The following is a 21,026-nucleotide window of genomic DNA, read 5'->3' as shown; positions in this document are numbered from 1 at the left end:
ATGAAATTAATTAATTTACATGTCTATCAAATATCTCGATGTTCAAGATATTGATATTTTAAAAGGAGGTTTGTCGTTTGTCAAGCGAACAACAAGACCAAACTACAGATCCGAAAGAACGTTTCGTCTCACTCATGCGTGGATTAGGAACACGTACGATATTATATCAGCAAAATGTAGCTGCTTCACTTGGCATGTACAATAATGATTTGAAATCCGTGGATATTCTGAACGAAACCGGACCGATTACCGCCGGGGAGCTCTCAAAATTAACCGGCCTTGCTACGGGCAGCGTTACCGCATTAATTGACCGTCTTGAAAAAGTAGGCTATGTCCGCAGGGAAAATGACCCGAGTGACCGACGCCGGGTGATTATTGTCCCTGAGTATGAATCAAAGGAAGAAATCAGCAATACGTACCTCCCGCTTCACACTGCGATGATTAACCTGGTCTCCTCTTATACACACGAAGAGCTAGCGCTCATTACCGAGTTTTTAGGAAAAGCAAGCTCCGTCCTTGAAGAACAAATTGAACATCTCAGCACCGCGACGCGCGGCAGAACTTCTTCATGAACCCTATACTGATCACTTAAATGGATGGTTACGTAGAGTCGAATGACTTCGTGTTGCTTCTATTATAATTGATCATTGAAGCCAGCAATAAACTCTGTCTTGAAGAAAGTTCGATTCGTCAACAAATGAAGAAGCGTAGCCATAGGGCTGCGCTTCTTCATTTGTTGCTATGCATACGATTACATACCTTTGATCCAGTCGATGCTAAACTTTATGAAATAAATATGGAATTCGTCACCCTCATATAACAATCCGAGTTCACCGCTTGGTAAAACGGTCAAACAAGAGTAGTAATACGGGCCAGCATTCACAGTTCTTGAATATGTCCATGTGTGACCGCCATCTTCACTTAGCCTTACCGTTCCAAGGATTCGGTTATCCGGATCTGCAGGATTAGCCCAGATCAGACGCAGTTTTCCGTCTCCAAGATCCGGATAATTAATCACCGTCGCCTGACAGATGGGATCGATCAATTCGGAAGCAAAAGAGACCTCACCCCATGATTGTCCTCCATCCTTGCTTACGGCAACGGCTGTTCTCTTCGTTGCCGCGTGATTCCGCATGAGAATCTTTAAGTCCCCGTTATCCATTTCAACGACTTGAGACTCTGTCAATTGTGCGGAGAAAGATTTCATCGTTTCTGCCGACAGCATCTCTCCCTCCCACATTCTCCCGTCATTTGGGGATTCCCCCATCTGCCAAGTTTGCCCATGGTCATCGCTGTAGATGATCGAATTAGACATAAACATATCCTGATTCGTAAAATAAACGGGGAATACAAGCCGTCCGCGATGTCTATCCGCCGTAAGTTGGAGTCCTCTTCCCGGTCCTGCTCCGATAAATTTCATCCAGGATTTTTTCACCTGTGCATTCAGTTCAATGGGTTTCGACCATGTTATTCCATCGTCCTCACTTTTAATCACTTGTAAAAAGGATGTTCTTGCCTCAAGCAAGCTCCGGGGTTGTATATCCTCCTTCAAGTAGATGTTTCCGCTGTATTCCCCGTTGAACAACACGTCGCCATTATCCTTCACGACATAATTTGTGTTAGCACCTGTCTTATCCGTAACTTCCCCGTTCACATTCAGAATATATTCTTGGCCTGATTCGTCGTACAAGAGACGGAGCCCATCCTCGTTAAAACCGAGAGACTGCTGCGACGCCCATAAGCCTATCCCGCCCGGCGTATGAGAATAAAGCATCCAGAGCGTTCCCGTTATCCGATCTTCCAGCAGTGCCGAATCGATCGCTGCCGCTCCGTCTGCCCCTTCGCCCGGATATTCGACAAGCAGTTGAATATCACGCCAGGTTTCCCCTTCATCGGTACTGCGCCGGATAGCGAGCGAGATGTGATTGGGATTATCTTGGGTTCCGGCCCATCTTACATCAATACCCGCAATGAGGGTCCCTTTTCGAGTAGTTAATAGTGATGGAATACGATATGCAGCCGAACCAAACATCCCTGGAGCAAATACCGTAACAGGCTTCATTTTAGTGAATGAATCGTTCTTGATGTTCATTTTTATTCCCCCTATTCGTGAGTAAGTTCAACGAAACGCAGAATTTTATCATTCAGTTGAGCAATCCGGTTCATTTCCGAATTCGGGATAGGCAATAACGGCAACCTGACCTCTCCGCAATCCAGACCTCGTAACTTCAGTATCGCTTTACATCCTCCATAGAGTGAAGGCATAGTCAGCAGTTCGGTAATGACTTCATTCACTTTGAACTGCCACTCCAGCGCTTCGGCCAACCGACCTTCAACGAAACAGCTTTCTATTTTCAGGAACAGCTCTGGCATAATACCGTAGGTTCCTCCAATTCCTCCATCAGCCCCGATGCTCCGACCCGCCAAATATTGTTCGTCCGGTCCGTTAAAAACGAGAAAGTCTTCACCACCTGCCGCCTTAAACTGCTGCAATTCGAACGTACTCTCAGCGGATATTTTCACACCAATGACCTTTTCTTGAGCAGCCATCTCGATCAACAGTTCTTTGGACAAGTGAAAGCCTGTCGTTTGTGGAATATGATAAATGATAAATGGAAGAGAACAGCTGTCAACAATCGCCTGCCAATGATGCCGAACACTCCGGGGTGATAAACGATAATAAATAGAAGGTACTGCTGAAATGGCATGAGCGCCCGCCATCTCTGCATGCTTCGCCAATTCCACACTATCTCGAGTCGCGGGTGCCCCGATGTGAGCAATAATCGTGAGCTCATCACCCACTTCTTCAATGACCGCTTCCAGCGTTAGTTTGCGCTCCTCAAGCGACTGCAGCATGCCCTCCCCGGAGCTTCCTCCAACATACAGCCCTTTTACTCCGATATCGGCGTAGTAGCGAGCCAATGTTCTGGCCGCATTCTGACTAATATTGCCGAATTGATCATAACAAGCATACATAGCGATGATAATCCCCTTAAACTTCTCCGGATCATATGATCCCAAGTCTTCCACACTCCTTTTCATTGAATTGATGATGGACTATTCTTCAGGTCGCTATATCGCTATCGCTTCCAAATTTCTTAATCTATTGGCTTCTGTGCTAAGTTGGGGCCTGTCGTTAAAATAAATTCTTCTTCTTGCAGACTGTATCCTCGGATTTGACAATTAGGAGAATCGTCTGCAATATATTGAACGATATAGATTTCGCCATCATCAAATTGGACCCAACCGGAATATCCGTTATCCGCGAGCGGAGAGCGGTCATAGTCGATCGGCAAAACGCGGATCCATTGTTTTTGATAATCCGTTTCCAATACGGTTTCTGCATCCATCCAGGCAGCGAACAAATTTTGATTGCTGCCATAACCCGTTGGTCCTCCCTGATAGAACCTGTGGGTCATCATAACCTTTCCGCTCTTCAGTATCCGTGCAACTGGTCGATGGCAGCCCGGGAGCGGCATGCGGTAAGGGCCATCCCAGGTTTCGCCTTGATCCTTGGATATTGCTTTGTATCCGTCATAGCCTTGATTCGAGTTCTCCCTTAGAAAAGCAACCAGCGTCTGGTCCGGCAGCGCCAGGATAGATCCTTCGCATAGATGAAGCCCTTCCTGACTGGCAACGGTGACCGGACCAAACCAATCTTCCCCTTGGTTATCCGTATACCAGAGTATCTGCTCCAGATAACCTTGCGCTTTACTCTTCCAGTGAGACGATAATAGCCACCTTCCGTTCGTCAGCTCACATAAGGTATCCGGCACGAGTCCTCTTACTGGAGTCTCCATCGGACCTTCCCACTTCTCTCCTTCAGGAGTCCCTATGTACATTTCGCTGACGGATTCATGAAAATATCCCTGATCCGTGTCATCGTTCCGGAAGACCTTGTTCGTAACAATAACGAGCCGGTTGTCCTTCAGACGCGATATACTGCAACAATCGTAAAAGTAATCCAGTCCGGTGGTGCCCTCGGTCAAAGGGACTTTCTCCCCCCAGGTTCTGCCGCGATCAAGGCTTTCTTTATAAACAATGCGGGTAAAGCTTCTGTCCGTATGGCTCGTGCATTCCGTGAAAACACAAATTAATTTCCCCTTTTCCGTTAAGACAAGCGCTGGAAATGCCTCATAAATTCCATCATCCCGGCTGACAACAAAGTTTTGAATCGACAAAATATACCACCTCCATTACGTTTCACTTCATTTGTTCGCCATTTCGAGCCGTATTGCCCAGTATCAAAGACAGTGGGATATGCCTCACCCTCAACCGGTTGAGACATATGTTGTCTTCGGGCTCTCCCGCACAATAAGCGAGAAGAACCGAATCTCTCGTGAAGTGGATGGCAGTATAACAATAACCACCGCGTTCATCTTCTCCTTCTACGGCAAAATGTCCCTCCCAAGTCCGTCCGTTGTCCTTGCTGATGGCACCGACGAGCGGCGTTCGTCCCCACGAATGCTTCTCGAGCGGCCTTGTCGCGTAATTCGGAATCGGATTCCATACCGCCATCAGAAAATCACAGCCCGGTATGCGTTTCATCGATAATGGCGAATTCGGTGAGGTAAAGCCGGACGCCCCGGCCTCGCTCCACGTCTCTCCCCCGTCAAAGGAGAACATTTCATATTGGCGGCTCATATCGGTTCTTGCCCAGGCCCACAAGACGTCTTTCCGCAGCTCGATCAGCCCCGGTTCTTGAAGGCCGCTTAACGAATGCGGAGAGATCAAGGCGCAGAAATTTCTGGATTCCCGCCATGTCAGGCCGTCATCATCGGACAGAAAGAAACAGGTGATGGCTCTTCCGTCAAAAGATTTCCAGTCTGTCCTGCTTTCCCCCTTCAGTTTGTGGTATCCGGCTGGAACGACGAGCCTGCCGGAAGACAAACGTACGACCCGATCGTTATTGGTTACGAAATAACCCTTCCCGGGAACGCAGCAGATCGGATTGCTCCAGGTTTCACCTTCATCTGATGATCGCCGTAAATGCAGGCGAAGATCATGCCAGCCGTATCGAATCAGGTAAAACAACCCAATGTCGCCATTTCGCATATGCAATAGAGAGGTGCTCATGATGTTCATCGCGTCATGATCTTCCGGACGGGCTATGACGCGAGGTTCCGACCAGCTGTTTCCTTCATCTTCTGAATGACAGATGGCAATGCTGGCCTTGGCGGTATCATCGTAAGAATCTCCCGTGAACCGGCTGTAAGCGAACAATAAACGGCCGTCCGTAAGTTCGAGAAAAGCCCCTTCACTATTTCGGGGATTCCCCTTCACTGGAGCTAAATCCAAAACAATTTCCCCTATTGGATGCATCTCGTCGTTCCTTCCTCATATCTAAGGTTTGATTTATAACGATCTGGACCAACCATGCCGAGAGATTTAAAAATAAAGACAGCCATCTGAACCATGCCTTCTTCATTCGGATGAATAGGATCATTTAACCATCGGCTCTTCAGATCTCGATTGTTTTTCTCCGCCTCTGACCAATATTGATAATGATCTATAAGCAAGACGTCCTCTATCTTGGAAACCTTCCGAATGGCATTGACGTAAGCCGGGAGGTTTGCATACCTGCTCTCATCATCTGACTTTATCGTATTTACCGTTTGCAGGATCGGTATAGCTCCAAACTTTCTGATTTTAGCTATGGCCGTCCTTAGATTCGCCTCAAACCTCTCAATAGGCACAAGTCTGCAGTCATTCATGCCAAAAGCCAAAAACGCAACATTCGGCTCGTTCCAGGCAAGCCATCTGTCAAAGTTCGTCAAGAGGTCTTGGGTTGTCATGCCAGACACCCCGGTGTTCAGCACGATATCTTTAGCCCTTGCCGGCTGTTCTACGGCCATTTCCTTTCTAACCCGCTCTTCGAAAAGCTCCACAAAAGACTTATGGCCCATCGTATGAAGAGCTCCGTGCGTGATGCTATCCCCGCTGAACAACCAGGTTACCGGCTTACTGCCGTGAATTAGCTTCGATATTTCAGCTGGAACGCTAATGATTTCTTGACCTGTACCTTGATGGATCGGTTCTTTAATACCGGTGAAGCCGCTAATGTTCCATGTAAAACCGCTGCCGCCTACTCCAAATAACGTCATTAGCTCTTTGGCAAGCTTCAAATGGCCGAGTTCGCTTAACTGCATTCGATCCGGACCCATGCATGAACATAGCTTGGGATTTGATCTCCAGGTATCGAAATGGTTTATAAGAACTGCTTTATCGTGGAGTGAGACAGCTTTAATGGCTTCGACATACGGGGATACCATCGCCACAAAGTCCGAATGAATCGGAAAAATACTGGTTTGCAAAACAGGAACGGCGCCGATTCCCCTTATTTCAAACACCATAGCTTTCAGCATCAGCTTGAATTCATCAATAGGTGTACTTTGAGCTGCATCCTCCATGCCGAGCATGATAAAAACCACTTGTGGTCTCAGTCCGATTACACGCCTTCTGAAATCCGACAAAAGCCCCTTCGCGGTACAACTCTTCAAGCCCGTGTTAAAAACAAAATTTTGTCTTCTTACCGCGCTTGGGCCGTCAGACTCCGCAATCTCCCAACGGATTCTTTCCTCAAAATGTTGTATATAATTTCTGTAACCGCTAGCTGAATCGGTGCCAACGGCGATGTCATCACCGGTAAAAATAAATGTAGCCGGAGCGCCAGTGGTTTGGATAAAGGACTTCAAATGTTCAAACATATCATTCTCTGACTTCATACGATTCACGTCCTTTCAAAAACGGCGAGGACCGTGAGAGCCTCGCCGCCGCATGTGAAAGGTTATTTTATATTCAACAAATCAGAGACTTTCGGCGCCTTGTCTAATTCAGCCAATATTTCTTTTCCGCCGTTATTCAAATAACTCTGCACATATTTGTCCCATTCCTTATCAATATCGATCTGTCCGGTGATTGCCTTCATGCGGAATTCACTGACGATCGTATCCAGCTGCCCGCTATATTTTTTATTTAATTCCGAAGATTTTGTCTGGTTCATTAAATCATACTTGAACGGCTTGATTTGCATCTTGTCCAGTACATCCTGTCTCCCGAAGAAGTCATTTTTCAGCTTCATCGTATCTTCAGACGTCAGCAGAGATGCCCGTTTACTGTCGTACGTTCTAAAGTTGTATGCATAGAAGCCCATATTGCCTTCCGTTTCCGGATATTCCGGTTTGATCTTGAGCGCAGATTGCTCCGGCGTGCCTTCCCAGTTAGAATGTGTTCCGATATCCCCGTACAAGGTCCAGATCGCGTCGTCATCAAAATTGATATAATCAAAAATTTGTAAAATACGGGCAAGCTGTTCATCGGTTACTTTCTTGGAAATATAGAAGGCGTCACCCAACATATTGACAGGTGTAAAGGAACCTTCACCTTGTTGTCCGTCCGCTCCGATTTCCGGCGCAGTTACCAGCAGCTTCACATTAGGGTCCTTAACGACCAGGTTTTGCGGCGCGCGTCCTTTCGTCCAATCATCCATTCCGACATATGCAGGTTGGGCCGGATAATAGCCGGTTTGGCCCAGCAAATATTTATCCCAGCTTTTGTTCACGTCAATCGTTGTCCACTCGGGGTCGATCAAGCCTTCTTTATTCCATTTGGCCATCAGCTTGAGAAACTGCTTATACTTGTCGGAAATTTCCGCTGCGGTCAGTTTCCCGTTCTCTTCGAGATTATACCCGCTGGCTACCCCGAAGGCCCCCATCAAAGTGCTCGCCCAGTTCGAAAGATTGTTGTTGAATGGTAAAAGTCCATACGTGTCATTTTTTCCGTTCCCGTCCGGATCATCAAGCGTAAAGGCCTTCAGGATATTTTCCGTCTCTTCAAGCGTATACGCTTTTTCCGTGAAGAAAATCCGTTCTTTACCTCCGCTTGTTCCCACAGGCTTTATGTCCCCCGGCGGTTTGATTCCTAACTTTTCAAGCCAATCCAGCCGGAAGGTTGGAGCCCATATTAAGGATTTGGTATGGCCTTGGTACCCGAGGAGCTGTAGATATTGATCCTTCGTTCCCGGTGCCAGATTCTCTTCCCAGCCCGGCGGATTTTCATCCAGCATTTTGGTATAACGAGGAGCATACTTTTGAATCATGTCTTTCGGAATGGTCCGGGTCAAACCGTTATCCAAATAATCTTGAGCTGTCATACTCGCAGCGGTAAAAGCGAACGTGTCCGGCAAATCACCAGATGCGATCATCAGCTGTACCTGATCCTTGTTAAAGGTGTCTACCTTTACGTTGTCAATTTTGATATTAAATTTGTCTTCCAGCTTCTTCTGGACCCAGTTCCCGTCTTCAATTTTCCCCCTGGTAAAGGATCCTGACAGCTTCAGCTCAAGATTATTAGTGAAATCCCCCGGAGCAGGCAACCCGCTTGCTTTATTTCCGTCAGTCGTACTGGCGGAACCATTCCCGGCCGCATTATCGCTGCTGCAGCCCACCATACTAAGAGAAAGCGCACCGACCAATAATACGGGCAATAAAACTTTGATACGTTTGTTCATCAACCTTGCCTCCTCTATGTTTTTTGAGATTTTAACCGGATAGAATCAACCTTTTAACGAGCCTATCATGATACCCTTGATAAAATATTTCTGTGCAAACGGGTAAATGAGGATGATCGGGCCGATCGAGATCATCACCGTCGCCGCGCGAACGTTGCTGAGCAGCAAATTGGCATTCGTCATGCCGCCTCCGCCGAATTGGGTCTGGGATAAATCCATATCGACCATCATTTGCCGAACGACCATCTGCAGAACCGTCTTGGACGGATCGCGGATATAGATCATGGCGTCAAACCAGGCGTTCCAGTGCCCTACCGCAGCCCAAAGGGCAACCGTGGCAATAACGGGCTTGGATAACGGCACGATGATTTTAGTCAATATCGTAAAATAACCCGCACCATCCATCAATGCCGACTCCTCAAGCCCTTTCTCAATCGTCATTAAATAGTTGCGCATAATAATAATCGAGAACACGTTAACCGCCCCAGGCAAAATTAATGCAAGGCGATTATCGAGAAGGCCCAAGTTTTTAATCAATAAGTATTCAGGAATCATTCCTCCGGAAAAAAACATCGCGATCAGAAAAAAGATCGTAAAATAATTCCGGTACGGAAGATCCTTCTTGGATAACGGATAAGCAACAAGCAAGGTCGTACACACGATGATCACGGTGCCGATTACCGTTCGGAGAATCGTATTAAAATACGCAGCCGCGATATCTTGATAAGAAAACACAAAACGGTAGGCGTCTGGAATCCATTTTTCCGGCCAAAGGTGAACACCCAGGCTGGATGCACTGCTCGGGTCCGAAAACGAAAGAATGACGGTTTGCCAGAAGGGGTACAAAATCGCAATCGACAAAACACTGAGCAAGAACACATTCAGTACATCAAAAAGAGAAAATCTCTGTTTATTCAATTTCCTTCAGCCTCCTTCCTACCAAATGCCATGTTCACTTCGTCTTCGGATGATGGCGTTAGCGCTCAAGATGAGAGCTACGCCGACAACATTCTTGAAGAGTCCAACGGCAGTGGCATAGTCCAGTTGAAACTGCTCAATCCCCCTGCGGTAAACATAGGTATCGATGATATCGGCAACGCCGTAAACCATCGGGTTGTACAGATTCAAGATTTGGTCGAATCCCGCGTTCAGTATATTTCCGAGGCTTAGAATAAACATGATGACGATCATCGGAACCAGGGATGGAACGGTGATGTGAATCATCTTCTTAAACCGGGTGGCCCCGTCAACATCTGCCGCTTCATACATATCCGTATTGATCGAAGAGATCGCCGCGAGGTAAATAATTGCCCCCCAACCGATCTCCTTCCAGACATCCGTCAGGACCAATACTGGAATAAAGAAATGGGTATCCGATAAAAAATTGATCGGCTGTCCGCCGAACAGCTGGATGACGTAATTCACCACGCCCCGTTGCGGGGAAAGGACCTCGCCCACCATCGAAGCGAGAATAACCCAAGACATAAAATGCGGCAGATATGAAATCGACTGCGTGACTCTTTTGAACATACCGTTCTTAATCTCGTTCAGCAGCACCGCCAGCACAATCGGAGCCGGAAAAGAAATAGCCAGCTTCAAAATACTAATGATCAGGGTATTCCTTAAAGCGCGGGTAAACAGAAAATCATGGAACAAGCCTTTGAAATGCTCGAAATGATTCCAGGGGCTGTTCCAGATGCCAAGACCGGGAGAAAACTTTTTAAAAGCCACCATGATGCCGTACATGGGAACATAGTGAAAAGTAAAAAGCAAAATCATAGGCACCAGCATCATCAAATACAATGCCTTCATTCTCTTGGCCCGAACCCAGTTTTCGTTAGTTTTGCGGACGGACGGTCGCTCTGCAAGCGGAGTCACGGTGCTCATCGTGATGTCATCCACTCCTTTCGTCAATATTGGGAAACGCTTTCATTGCTATTATAGAAAAGCGGTCATCCGAAAAGTGATACGATCTTTAGGTGTTGTATCACTATCTTTAGATGTTTCCTTGCATACGAAAATGAAGGCTGCCCGAAAGACTAAGGGGCAGCCTTCATTTTAGCTCCTGATCTTGAAATCATCTGCTCGCATGGGCGGGAAGCAGCAAGGTGACGACGGTGCCTTCCCCAACCTTGCTGTCGATGCTTAAGCCGTAATCCTCTCCAAAGTTCAATTTAATCCTGGCGTTCACGTTGAAAATGCCGACTTTTTTGATTTCGGGATTACCGAGCTGCTTCCTGACCTCCAGCAGATCCTCGTCCCTCATGCCGAGTGCATTATCCTTAACAACCACGCGGATTGCATCATCATGCCTCCGATAGGAAATTTCAATAGTTACCTGCTGTTTTGTCATCCTCGCTCCATGATGGATGGCATTTTCAATGACGGGCTGCAAAATCAGCTTCGTGACCCTGCAATCCAGCACATCCTCATCCGCATGCCATATGCATTGAAAGTTATCATACCGCGAAGACATGATCCCAACGTAGGTTTTCGCATACTGTATTTCGTCGCGCATCGGAATGATCTGCTCCCTGTTCGTGATATAACGGAACAGCCGGCTCAGCGAACTGATCATATCGACGGCTTTATCCACTTCATGCGTTTCGACGAGGTAGGTCAGATTTTCCAAAGTATTGTACAAGAAATGAGGATTAATCTGCGATTGAAGGGCAATCATTTGAATTTCCTTTTTCTCGTATTCGAGCTTGATCCTTTCTTTGTTGGCCATCAGCGACTCTTGCATCAGATCATCCATCCTGCGAATCATCTGGTTGAAGTTACGGCCGAGCAAATCGACTTCGTCGATTCCGGACGCCGCCTGCAGGATTATCAGATCGCTTTTCCCAAGCTCATATTCGTTTAGTCCTTGACTCAGCCGGCTGAGCGGTTTCAGCATCCCCTGCGACATAAAATAGGCGAAAAGAAGCATGAGCAGAAAAATCAGAAAGATCAGATACGAATCGCTCAAAAATAGATTGATGACCTGCGTCTTCACATCCGAATAGTTATAGCTGGAAACAAATCTCCAGGGAACCCCGCCGATTTTCTTGGCAGAAACAAAATAATGTCCCCCGAAGGGGCCAGCCTGCTGTAAATTCCCTTCAGGAATCGATAAATCCATGAACTTTCCAATTTGGCCGATCACCGGATGGGAGACGATCCGGCGATTCGCATCGACGATAAAGGCTTCACTGCCGTTCTGCTTGAATTCAGCATATAAATTGGACAGCTCTTCGCTGGGCATTTCCACCGTGATGAACCCTATCACCTCGCGAAATTTGTCCATGGACATAATGGGCATGCCGAGAACCACGGATGTTTTCCCCAGATCATCCTTCGTCAGATTATAACTGATCAATCTGCCCGAGGATTTCATCCGATTATAAAATATCGCCTCCATTTTCCCGATTTGCTTATACCGGTTCGAATACATCAGCGTTCCGAATCGGTCATAGATCCGTACCGATTGCTGGTTCAACCCGAGCAAATGGTTCTCATCGAGCAATTTTTCTTCCAGCTTGTCCGGATCCTTCGCTAGCATGTCTGCCTGAACCGTTTTATCCAACGAAATCCGGGACATCAGCACTTCGATTTGATTGATATTATGTTCAAGCTGGCTCGCCGTTTTTTCAAACAATGAATAATGGGTTTCCTTCAAATCGTCAGCAACAATTTTGGAGGATTGCCAATAAAAAATAGCCATGTACACGATAAAAGGCAAAAAAATCGTCACGATGAAGTACACCAAAAAGCGGTCGCGCAAATTCAAACGGCTTTTCTTGGTGAGCAATTCCTTGTATCCCTGGTGCCGATCCTCCGTAATATCGTACATGCTGAACAATTTGATGAGCTTATACACGGGAAGCAGTACTTTGCTGGAAATGACCCGCGAAGAGACGAAGGTGACTAGAACGCCCACCATAAAAATGACTGCGAGCAGCCGGAGCATCATAAGGACCTGTTCGCGGTAAAAACCGACCCGATCCACATAGATCAAGCGAAATTGATGAAACGGGATCGTGATGTAATGCGCTTCAAGATTATGATTAGGCAGAAAAAAGCTTCCTTCATCACGGGTGACGTTATTTTTCAATTCGTCTATAGCGGCAGGCTCCATCTCTCCCCCGCTAAAAATCAGATGGCTAGAATCGTCCATGAGCGAAATATTATCATTATAGGAGATGCTGTTTTGATAGTAATCGGAGTCCAGCAGGATCAGGATGACCCCAAGATAGGAGCCGTCCTTGCCCGTTATGTTAGCGGCAAAAAACAACCTTTTGTTCAAGCTGTTAACCGCTTGCGACAACCCGCCTCCGGAGGAGCTCCGGTCCGGGAAATCGAAATTTGCCGCCGCCTCCCCGGGCAGCACAAGATTCAGCTTCTTCTCCAGCTTGCTAGAGGCGCGCATGCCATTCAGGCTGAAATCCAAATATGTATCGTCCGAGCTGAATTGGTTGGTCGGCGTGATTACTAAAACCGAATCAATGCATGCATTTTCCTGCCTGACATTATACAATAAGTTGTCCAAATCCAGTGTCGTGCGGTACTTCTCCAGATTGTCCGTACGGCTGTCGCCGAGTTGCTGGACATCGCTGATTAACTGCCCATTGGTCTTCAAGTTATTTAACGTATAGTACACATTGCTGAAGCTTGTGCTGATTTCAAAAGAAATCTGATTCAACCGGGTGTTAATGATGAACTGCTTCTTATCATCGATAAAGTGCTTGACTTTAAAAAACAAAAAGCTGCTTAGAAGGAGCAGTAACACCAGCATGACTCCCAAGGAAAACAACATCAGAAAATTGCGGAACGAAATCCGGCCGAATCCATTCAGCATTCGCATAGGGCATCCTCCTTCAATGAATCGAACGGAATACGGCAGGCTTCATGCCCGTCACCTTTTTAAACACCTTATTAAAGTAAGAATGATTATGGAAGCCAGTCAGAACCGATACATCCTTAATTCGATAATCCGGATTCTGGAGCAGCTCCATCGCTTTTTGAACCCGAATCTCATTCACATAATCAATGAAGTTTTGACCGGTTTCCTTTTTGAAAATCGAGCTGAAATAGGCCGGATGAATAAACAACTGCCCCGCTAGATCCTCCAGCGTCATTTTCTCCGAAAAATGGTGATGAATATGTTCCTTAGCCAACATCACATAACGGTTGCCATCCCGCTCCTCTTCCGGAGCATTCATTATTTCTTCAATGGTTTGAGCCAGCCATTTTTTCAATTCGAGAGCGGATTCTGTGTCATGAATTTGTTCCAGTGCCGTTTTTTTATCCAGGGTAGGCAAAGAGAATCCCTTTTTTCTCGCTTTTAACAGAAGAAACAGGAGGAACTCCGAAAACGCCATTTGAATCTCGGCAAGGCTCAACCGGTTTCCCTGCGTCAACGCATCCGTGAAGTCTCGAAGGCTGTGCGCGATATCGTCCTTACGCCGGGAAAAGACTGCCTCGGCCAATTGGTCCATCAGATTGTTCAAAAGCTCACGGAGCCTAGACTCCTCACCTTCAGATGGCGCGGATATATCCTGATAATAAACAACGGAATGTTGATCCCCGAAATATGTATAGGCGTTAGCATATACCGCTTGATTAAAAGACGTATGAACGTCTGCCATATCCTTCACCATATTGCCGACGGCAATGGATAATCCGTATTCTTTGCCGAAGGCCCCCGATAGTGAAGACTTTAAGAAATCGGCATACCGGGTAAGCTTCGTCTGCAGGTCATATTTGCTGAGCGGATTGACGTGGTGGGCGAACAGGACCAGACGATTTCCGTAAAACAAGACGGGAAACTCGCTTTCCTTCCAATATTCCGTCGACACTTCTTGGATGAACTGCCGGGTAGATAAGCCCAGATCTTTATCAAAAGCCTTCGAAAAGGAACATACGATCACCCTGACATAATCTCGAAGCCGGGGTGCCTCGTTCTGATCTGTGCGCTCCCCCTTAAGCAACTCAATCCATACCGATTCCTCGCGAGCACCGGAGACCCCTTTCGTTCGATCACTTTCCAGTTCCTTATCTTTCTTCAGCTCGATCGCCAGACCGCTCAATAAACTAACAAACTCATCCTTCACCAGCGGCTTCAGCAAATATCCTTTGATGCCGTACCTGATCGCCTCTTGTGCATATTTAAAATCATCATAGGCGGAAAGAATGATCGTTTTGATCTCGGGGTAAGTAGATTGGAGCGTATTCGCCAGTTCGAGGCCATCCATTTCCGGCATCATAATATCGGTCATCACCACATGAGGCGGATCCTTCTGAATCAATTGAAGCGCTTCCAATCCATCGCCAGCTGCACCGATGACCCGGAATCCGACCTCATGCCATGGGAAGGTGTTCGCCAATCGATCTCTAATATTCTTTTCATCGTCCACTACCAGCACTTTATACATGATGTCTTATCGCCCCTTTGTCCTTGGAGACTTCTGTCGATTTGAATTCAATAAATTAAAGCTTATTATATCAACAGGTTGCTAGAATGAATATCCTATGTTTTTCTACTAAATTTATATCATTAACGCAGTATCGAATGGAATTCATATCATAAAAAAATAGCTGCCGAGTATTCTCGGGCAGCCTGCGGAACGCTGTGTACGTAGATCGTCATTGCTTAGAAGCTGCTGCCGGCAGCGGCGATTCCGCTGAAGCTCCGCGCTCCGACCGTCACATCATAATTTGTTATTACGCTGATCGTGTAATGAATCAATCCGTTCATCACTTCGGAGGCCGTGGGAAAATCCACTGCCGTGATTGCGGCCATTTCGTAGCTTATCTCGGTTTGGCTCACCGCTTTCTGATACGTCGTGGTGAATATCGGATTCCCGTTACGAGAGATCGTAAAAGTGGCATTGGGAACGAGGGTCGGAGCAGCGGTAATACCCATTTGCAAGCGTGCGTACGCATTTAATGTGACACGCACCGAGCCGGCATTAGCCGGTAAAACGCTCGCTGTTTGCAAACCGATATCTCCAAAAACATAGGGCTGGGAAGAAGACGTGATTTCCACTCCCGGCGTATCCTGCGTGCTGTCCAGCGAGATTCTCATATCTATAAATTGAATGCTCATGCTGTTCACTCCTTTCCTATCAGATGATTCATACTATGATAGGATCGGGGAACCCGAATAGACGAAATATAGAGAGCCGAACCCAATCTCTTCGCATCCGATTGGATAGAATCTATCCATCCATTCCATTTATAACCGTTCTATGCTCAATCGGCCGTCTCGAACGGCCCATGCCGATGCCAGCAAAGCAAGAGCCACAAAAATACCCGACTCACCCGTCCATAGCAGCACATTTTTACCTTTGGAAAAAGAGTCGAAGACGTCCTGGATCACGGCATTCCAGCAGGCATGCAGAAGGATCGCAGGCCAAATGCTGCCGGTTGCGAGTCGCAAGCGCCCGATGATGACGCCGAAGGATGTGACCGAGACCATAAACAATGCGATGGAAAGCGCCGGATAGGGACCTGAATAGTAGAGCCCTTCCAGCATCACAGGCAGATGCCATAATCCCCAGATGATTCCGCTGGTCAGAATTGGGTATGGTACGCGGGCGTCGATTAGCCGCGTTAGCATATAGCCGCGCCACCCCAGTTCCTCCCCGCTGCTGCTGATCACCCCTACGGCGGTGCCGCCAATCAATTGCACGAGCAAAAATCCCAGGAAAATGACGGCAGGCGGTGCCTTGATGAACCTGTCAGGGGCGGCGAACTGCACCAGACCCGTCATCCAGGCGATTCCATAGGCAACCAAGCCGATTGCTGCGGGGAACAGAAGAATGAAAGGAAGCGACTTCAGCAGCTTCTTTCCCTTCACCCGCAGGGAAATATCACGAATCCCTTCGCGCAGCAGCCATCGGGCAGCGATGGAGGACAATCCCGGCGCCCACATCAAGAGTAAAATAAAGAGCGATGATTTCGGTATCATCACATAGCAAAGCGTCGAGAGAGGGACGAGTATGGCGAAGTATACGAAAAGCCCACGCCTTGCCGAACGGATGCGTTCCCTCTCCCCTCTCGTTGCTGCGGCTGGCCTGCCGCTCCTGTTTGTTTTCATCCGAATAACCTCTTTTCACATGTATGTATTTTCCATCTAGAAGTATAGCAACAGCCACCCGATGATCAGAACTAGCCCGAGTCTAGTCTTTCGCCCGGACCAAGGCCCAGGAATGAATCGGTCTTCAGAATGTTTTATTTCGCCGGATGCGGCAGGCAAATAAAAAAACGCGGGAGCTTTCTCCCGCGTTTTCTATGGCTTATATTCAGCAGATACAAGTTTTTCATTTAGACACGATCATGTCCGCGGCCGAAGATATCAATCCTCTGCCGGCGGTTTCCCGCTTACCGGGCCTCTATAAGAAGAAGCGCAAAGCCATGATTGAAACCATCCCCGTCACGACCGTTCCGAGCAAGCTTTTCGTTTTCATGGCGACGAGAACCGTAGGGATGGCTGCCAGCAGCTCGACATTGTTTAGCAGGGAAAAGCGTCCGTCCTGCACGAACAGCTCCTGGCCGACCAATGCCGCCATCACGGAAATGGGAACATAGTTCAGCCAACGAATTGCCCATTCTGGGAGCTCCATCCGGCTCAAGACCATTAGAGGCAATACCCGCGGCAGGAACGTCACCAATGCAGACCCGAAAATAATCAAAAAGACATCCCATCTTACTTCCATTTATCTATCACCATCCCTATCGTGGAAGCGACGACCGTAGCAATAATAACCCCCACGTTTCCCGGATAAACGATCGCAACGGCCACCGCAATGACGATCGCGCAAACGGCCACGATGATATCGAGCTTCACTTTTTTCCGGCTGACGATCGCCAAGATCAACAAGCCGATGAACATGGCAGGCAGAGCAAAATCAAGCCCGTACTTTTCCGGGTCCGAAATCCATTGCCCGAGATAGGCGCCCGCAATATTGGCGATAATCCAATTCAGATACGCCGTCAGATTTAACCCGTGCATCCATTTTTCATGGATCTGTTTTCTTTTCGCTGCTTCATGGATGGCAACGCCAAAGGTCTCATCCGTCAAAAGCGAGCCTACCAGCATGTTCTTGAAAGGGGTAAGATTTCTAAAATAAGGTGATAATGCCGCACTGAGGAGGATATGCCGTAGGTTCACGAAGAAAATCGTAATCACGATCGCCGTCGGTGAGCTCCCCGTGGCAATCATTCCGGCCGCGATAAACTGTGCGGAGCCTGCATACACCAATACGCTCAGTAGGATAATTTCCATGATGCTCATGCCTGCGGTCTTTTCCAATACACCCGCCGCAAACCCGATGCTTAAGTACCCGAGCAGGGTGGGGATGCAATCCTTCACCCCCTGCATAAAGACGCCTTCGTCCCTTGGAGTCGCAGATGTTTTGACCCGAAGCTCTTCCTGACTCACTCTTTTCCCTCTTCTCCTCTTTGTCTAATTAGATGTTAGATAAATAACGACTATAAAAAATAAGGAAGAAAAACGGTTCACGTCTGCATGAACCGCTTTCCCGTGACCACATGATAAAGATCCGGCTTGTTTCTCCACAGGGCTTCGACCTTTTCCGGGCCAAGCTCCTTGGTTACTTCGGCAAACATAATGTCATGGCGGATGTACTCGATGGCCACGAGGACGAGTGCCGGGTCCTGGGTTTTGACTGCCCACGCTTCCCGATTCGGTCCGAAGTTCGCGATCAAGACTTCTTCCTTGTCCCGCGCCACGATGGTCAGATGGCCGCCCATGCGCTCTTCAGCAACTTCCGGAGCCATATAATCGTGATGGTAGGTGGTACCCACCAGTGTTTCCGCCTTTCCGAACAGCACGGAAAAGACGGGGATTCCCTCCTCCGCGCGTCGATTGATCCGCTCCCGGATAAAAGCGACCTCGGGCTCCCATACGGACAGCCAGAGTTCTTCCTTCGCGCTTTCGATTATCTCATTGATTTCCATGAGGACATGCTCATCGCTGCTGATGCGGCGGATGACGTCGACCTCCTGCTCACTTTCCAGCGCGGTCAGATTTTTTTCCAGATAATCGAAGGATTGCTCAAAGTTGTCGCGCAGTCTTCCGATCAGTTCCTTCGCTGGCAAGGGCACGTACGTGACCGGCTCGGAAGGAACGGTATGGACCGCCCCTTTGTCGAGCAGCTTGCCGATGACCTCGTAGATCATGGAGCGCGGCACGCCCGAGCGCTTGCTGATTTCGTATCCCGTGATCGGCGAGTGCTTTAACAGTCCGATGTAGGCTTTGCATTCGTATTGGGAAAACCCGAGCTTTTGCAGCTCTTTATAGATATCATCCATATTCAACCTCGTAGTAGTTATTATTATACCTACTCTAAAATGAAGTGCTATTTGAAGTCAATAGTTAAACTCGTTTATATCCGATTTCTGAGTAGATAAAATAAAGGAGAGCCTTTTTACAGGCTCTCCTTCGATTTCTTCCACTTGCTTCAGATTTCCGGTATCCCACCGTTCTTGCTCTATCCAATGCGTTGTCCCGTCAGGAAACTTTGAGTTTAATTTTAGTTTTGATTTTGCTCCCACAGCCGCAAATGATCGTATGCTTCAAATTTTTAATTGGCTGGTGGCACACGGGGCATACACTTTGATACAGCGTCATCCCAGATCACCCTTTCCATTCATTCGTTCGCGCCTCGATCCATGCGGCTCATGCCGCGTCGATGATCGTAGACCGAAAAATTTAATGAGGTCATATATAAATGATAACATTTATCATTTTAAAGTCAATACTTATTTATAATAATTATAATTAATGATGGAATTTGGCACTTTTGAATAAACGGCTAAACTTGCCTCCCTCGTTATAACTTTCGGGAACTTAGGTATAACCAGAAGCGTGAGGGTAGTTTTTTGATTTATGAGGCTGCAAAAGAGGAATGCTGTGATATTACTCTAGAGTTCACAAAATCTGGTATGCTTGAATCGATATTACGGAGTTTTAAATAGGGTTGAAAAGGAGAAAAACTCCTCCATTTGTTGTGCGCCGTGTTATAATTTTTTTAGGTAAAAAAATACAATACTTTGAATTTCTTGAGGGGATTTGAGGTGAAAAACAGCTATGAAAAATAGAAACGTAACAGGTATTGTAGTGGCCGTAATTTATTGTTTAGTCCTTGGTGAGATTTTAATGGAAGCACCCCCTGGTGAAGCTCCAAATAATCCGCCATGGGCATACTTAATGATTCCACTTGGAGCAATTGCAATTACGGCTCTCTTTGATTTTGTGATCAAGTACGATTTCTTCAAAGAAAAGAAATAGCCAGTATCACAAATGGAACACGCTGAAAGTATCACAGACCTAGTTAAAACACAACCAGTAATTCTGTCACTTTTACAGATGGTTCTACATTAGTTCAATACGACAATTACTATATTGCAACAGATTCAAATGGAAAAGAAGAGTTCAAAATCACAAAAGTTGATGATAATAAAGTAAAGTATGAAAACCTGCAAACCGGCGAAGTGAATTATGCAATAAAAGAAGTTGAACCCATTCAAGAAAAACTCTCTGCACAGCTAGCAGCAGATGGTTTTGAATATAAAAAAGTAGAAACAAAAAAACGGAAAGCATTTCATGCCCGGTTTTTTGCTTATAATTTAATGTTATCTTGCGTAAATTTGCTGCAATAATGCCCTTTGCATGGGCTTAATGTTGATGACATCTCGGATGCTTTTCGCTTTTGCTTCAGCATCCTCGAAAGTATCAGAAAGCCCTAGCTCTAATAAGGTACCAGCAGCAACGGTTCCTGTTCTTCCCTTGCCTCCACCACAGTGAAAGGCAACTTTTTTGCCGTCTTTATAAGCTCTAACAACCTCATCAATTGCTTGTTTTAAGAGACCCGCTTCCGTTTCTTTAGTTTTATCATCAAGTGGAACTTTCACCCAGCGTACATGTTCCGCCGGATAAGCACACCCCTCTGCTTCCTCTCTTAGATCCACGACAATTTCAACACCTTCATTTAAAACCATAGTTTCTACATCAGCAGCTCCGCCCATGAAGATTTTATCCGCAATGAGAGCATGGTATTGCTTTTTGCTATTATGCATCTTACTTGCCCTCTTTCAAAAATTGCTCAATTCGATTTTTAATTGAATCACGAACTTCTGCAAACTTAGCTGTAATTTCTTCTTCTGTACCCGTCGCTTTTGCTGGGTCATCAAAGCCCCAGTGCCATCTTTCTGCTTTATCGTTACGGACGACCGGACAATTATCGTTGGCATGACCACAAAGCGTGATAATATAATCAGCTTGTTTTAAAATTTCAGGATCAATGACATCCGAAGTGTGATTCGAAATATCAATTCCCACTTCTTTCATCGTTTGAACAGCCCGTGGATTTAAGCCGTGAGCTTCTAGGCCTGCGCTTTTCACTTCATACTTATCGCTTCCAAGTGCCTTTAAAAATCCATCAGCGATTTGGCTTCTGCAAGAATTTCCGGTACACAAAAAGTAAACGAGTGGTTTGTTGTTCATGAT

At 46.8% G+C, this 21,026-nt stretch carries 19 protein-coding genes; 2 read left to right on the top strand and 17 right to left on the bottom strand.

The window, feature by feature from the left end; genetic code table 11:
• Positions 1 to 134 precede the first annotated feature (134 nt).
• Positions 135 to 572, top strand: a complete 438-nt coding sequence (locus E6W40_RS04835; RefSeq protein ID WP_168928969.1) for a MarR family winged helix-turn-helix transcriptional regulator — start codon at positions 135 to 137, stop codon at positions 570 to 572.
• A gap of 179 nt (positions 573 to 751) precedes the next feature.
• Here the strand turns inward: E6W40_RS04835 and E6W40_RS04830 are convergent, their stop codons facing one another.
• The 15 genes from E6W40_RS04830 to E6W40_RS04760 form a co-directional block, all read right to left on the bottom strand.
• The gene (locus tag E6W40_RS04830) at positions 752 to 2,092 is read right to left on the bottom strand and encodes a sialidase family protein (protein WP_136604442.1); all 1,341 of its coding nucleotides are present in this window, start codon (positions 2,090 to 2,092) and stop codon (positions 752 to 754) included.
• Positions 2,093 to 2,103: 11 nt separating this feature from the next.
• Positions 2,104 to 3,021 carry a dihydrodipicolinate synthase family protein gene (locus E6W40_RS04825; RefSeq protein ID WP_246072877.1) on the bottom strand — a complete coding sequence of 306 codons (918 nt, stop codon included), beginning with the start codon at positions 3,019 to 3,021 and terminating at the stop codon, positions 2,104 to 2,106.
• A gap of 77 nt (positions 3,022 to 3,098) precedes the next feature.
• Entirely contained in the window at positions 3,099 to 4,181 is a 1,083-nt protein-coding gene (locus tag E6W40_RS04820; RefSeq protein ID WP_136604440.1) for a sialidase family protein, read from the bottom strand.
• 22 nt (positions 4,182 to 4,203) lie between these two features.
• Positions 4,204 to 5,298: a sialidase family protein gene (locus E6W40_RS04815; protein ID WP_211146968.1), complete on the bottom strand. Its 1,095-nt coding sequence runs from the start codon at positions 5,296 to 5,298 to the stop codon at positions 4,204 to 4,206.
• Positions 5,299 to 5,309: 11 nt separating this feature from the next.
• A complete protein-coding gene (locus E6W40_RS04810) occupies positions 5,310 to 6,725 on the bottom strand; it encodes an SGNH/GDSL hydrolase family protein (protein WP_136604438.1) in 1,416 nt (471 codons plus the stop codon).
• A 62-nt stretch (positions 6,726 to 6,787) separates the two neighbouring features.
• Positions 6,788 to 8,509, bottom strand: a complete 1,722-nt coding sequence (locus E6W40_RS04805) for a type 2 periplasmic-binding domain-containing protein (RefSeq protein ID WP_136604437.1) — start codon at positions 8,507 to 8,509, stop codon at positions 6,788 to 6,790.
• A 45-nt stretch (positions 8,510 to 8,554) separates the two neighbouring features.
• Positions 8,555 to 9,427, bottom strand: a complete 873-nt coding sequence (locus tag E6W40_RS04800) for a carbohydrate ABC transporter permease (RefSeq protein WP_136604436.1) — start codon at positions 9,425 to 9,427, stop codon at positions 8,555 to 8,557.
• A gap of 18 nt (positions 9,428 to 9,445) precedes the next feature.
• Positions 9,446 to 10,396, bottom strand: coding sequence for an ABC transporter permease (locus E6W40_RS04795; protein WP_136604435.1), 951 nt, complete (start codon positions 10,394 to 10,396; stop codon positions 9,446 to 9,448).
• 190 nt (positions 10,397 to 10,586) lie between these two features.
• Entirely contained in the window at positions 10,587 to 13,355 is a 2,769-nt protein-coding gene (locus tag E6W40_RS04790) for a sensor histidine kinase (RefSeq protein WP_136604434.1), read from the bottom strand.
• Between the two features lie 13 nt (positions 13,356 to 13,368).
• Entirely contained in the window at positions 13,369 to 14,925 is a 1,557-nt protein-coding gene (locus E6W40_RS04785) for a response regulator (RefSeq protein ID WP_136604433.1), read from the bottom strand.
• Positions 14,926 to 15,143: 218 nt separating this feature from the next.
• Complete coding sequence (locus E6W40_RS04780) at positions 15,144 to 15,599, bottom strand: hypothetical protein (protein ID WP_136604432.1); 456 nt, start codon at positions 15,597 to 15,599, stop codon at positions 15,144 to 15,146.
• A 129-nt stretch (positions 15,600 to 15,728) separates the two neighbouring features.
• Positions 15,729 to 16,592 carry a type II CAAX endopeptidase family protein gene (locus E6W40_RS04775; RefSeq protein ID WP_136604431.1) on the bottom strand — a complete coding sequence of 288 codons (864 nt, stop codon included), beginning with the start codon at positions 16,590 to 16,592 and terminating at the stop codon, positions 15,729 to 15,731.
• A gap of 295 nt (positions 16,593 to 16,887) precedes the next feature.
• Positions 16,888 to 17,211: an AzlD domain-containing protein gene (locus E6W40_RS04770; RefSeq protein ID WP_136604430.1), complete on the bottom strand. Its 324-nt coding sequence runs from the start codon at positions 17,209 to 17,211 to the stop codon at positions 16,888 to 16,890.
• On the bottom strand, positions 17,202 to 17,876 hold the full coding sequence (locus E6W40_RS04765) for an AzlC family ABC transporter permease (protein WP_136606832.1): 675 nt from the start codon (positions 17,874 to 17,876) through the stop codon (positions 17,202 to 17,204). The genes E6W40_RS04770 and E6W40_RS04765 overlap by 10 nt, the downstream gene beginning before the upstream one ends.
• Before the next feature lie 137 nt (positions 17,877 to 18,013).
• A complete protein-coding gene (locus tag E6W40_RS04760; protein ID WP_136604429.1) occupies positions 18,014 to 18,829 on the bottom strand; it encodes a TrmB family transcriptional regulator in 816 nt (271 codons plus the stop codon).
• Positions 18,830 to 19,607: 778 nt separating this feature from the next.
• Between E6W40_RS04760 and E6W40_RS04755 the strand changes: the two genes are divergently transcribed.
• Positions 19,608 to 19,808 carry a hypothetical protein gene (locus E6W40_RS04755; RefSeq protein WP_136604428.1) on the top strand — a complete coding sequence of 67 codons (201 nt, stop codon included), beginning with the start codon at positions 19,608 to 19,610 and terminating at the stop codon, positions 19,806 to 19,808.
• Between the two features lie 344 nt (positions 19,809 to 20,152).
• Here E6W40_RS04755 and E6W40_RS04745 read toward each other — a convergent pair whose 3' ends face one another.
• The gene (locus tag E6W40_RS04745) at positions 20,153 to 20,596 is read right to left on the bottom strand and encodes a protein-tyrosine phosphatase family protein (RefSeq protein WP_136604427.1); all 444 of its coding nucleotides are present in this window, start codon (positions 20,594 to 20,596) and stop codon (positions 20,153 to 20,155) included.
• Between the two features lies 1 nt (position 20,597).
• Positions 20,598 to 21,023, bottom strand: coding sequence for an arsenate reductase (thioredoxin) (gene arsC / locus E6W40_RS04740; protein ID WP_211146967.1), 426 nt, complete (start codon positions 21,021 to 21,023; stop codon positions 20,598 to 20,600).
• Positions 21,024 to 21,026 lie beyond the last annotated feature (3 nt).

This window comes from Paenibacillus dokdonensis (assembly GCF_004916975.1).
GTDB classification, from domain to species: domain Bacteria; phylum Bacillota; class Bacilli; order Paenibacillales; family Paenibacillaceae; genus Paenibacillus_AQ; species Paenibacillus_AQ dokdonensis.
The sequence above is the reverse complement of the archived record's forward strand: the minus strand, read 5'-3'. Positions and strand labels throughout refer to the sequence as shown.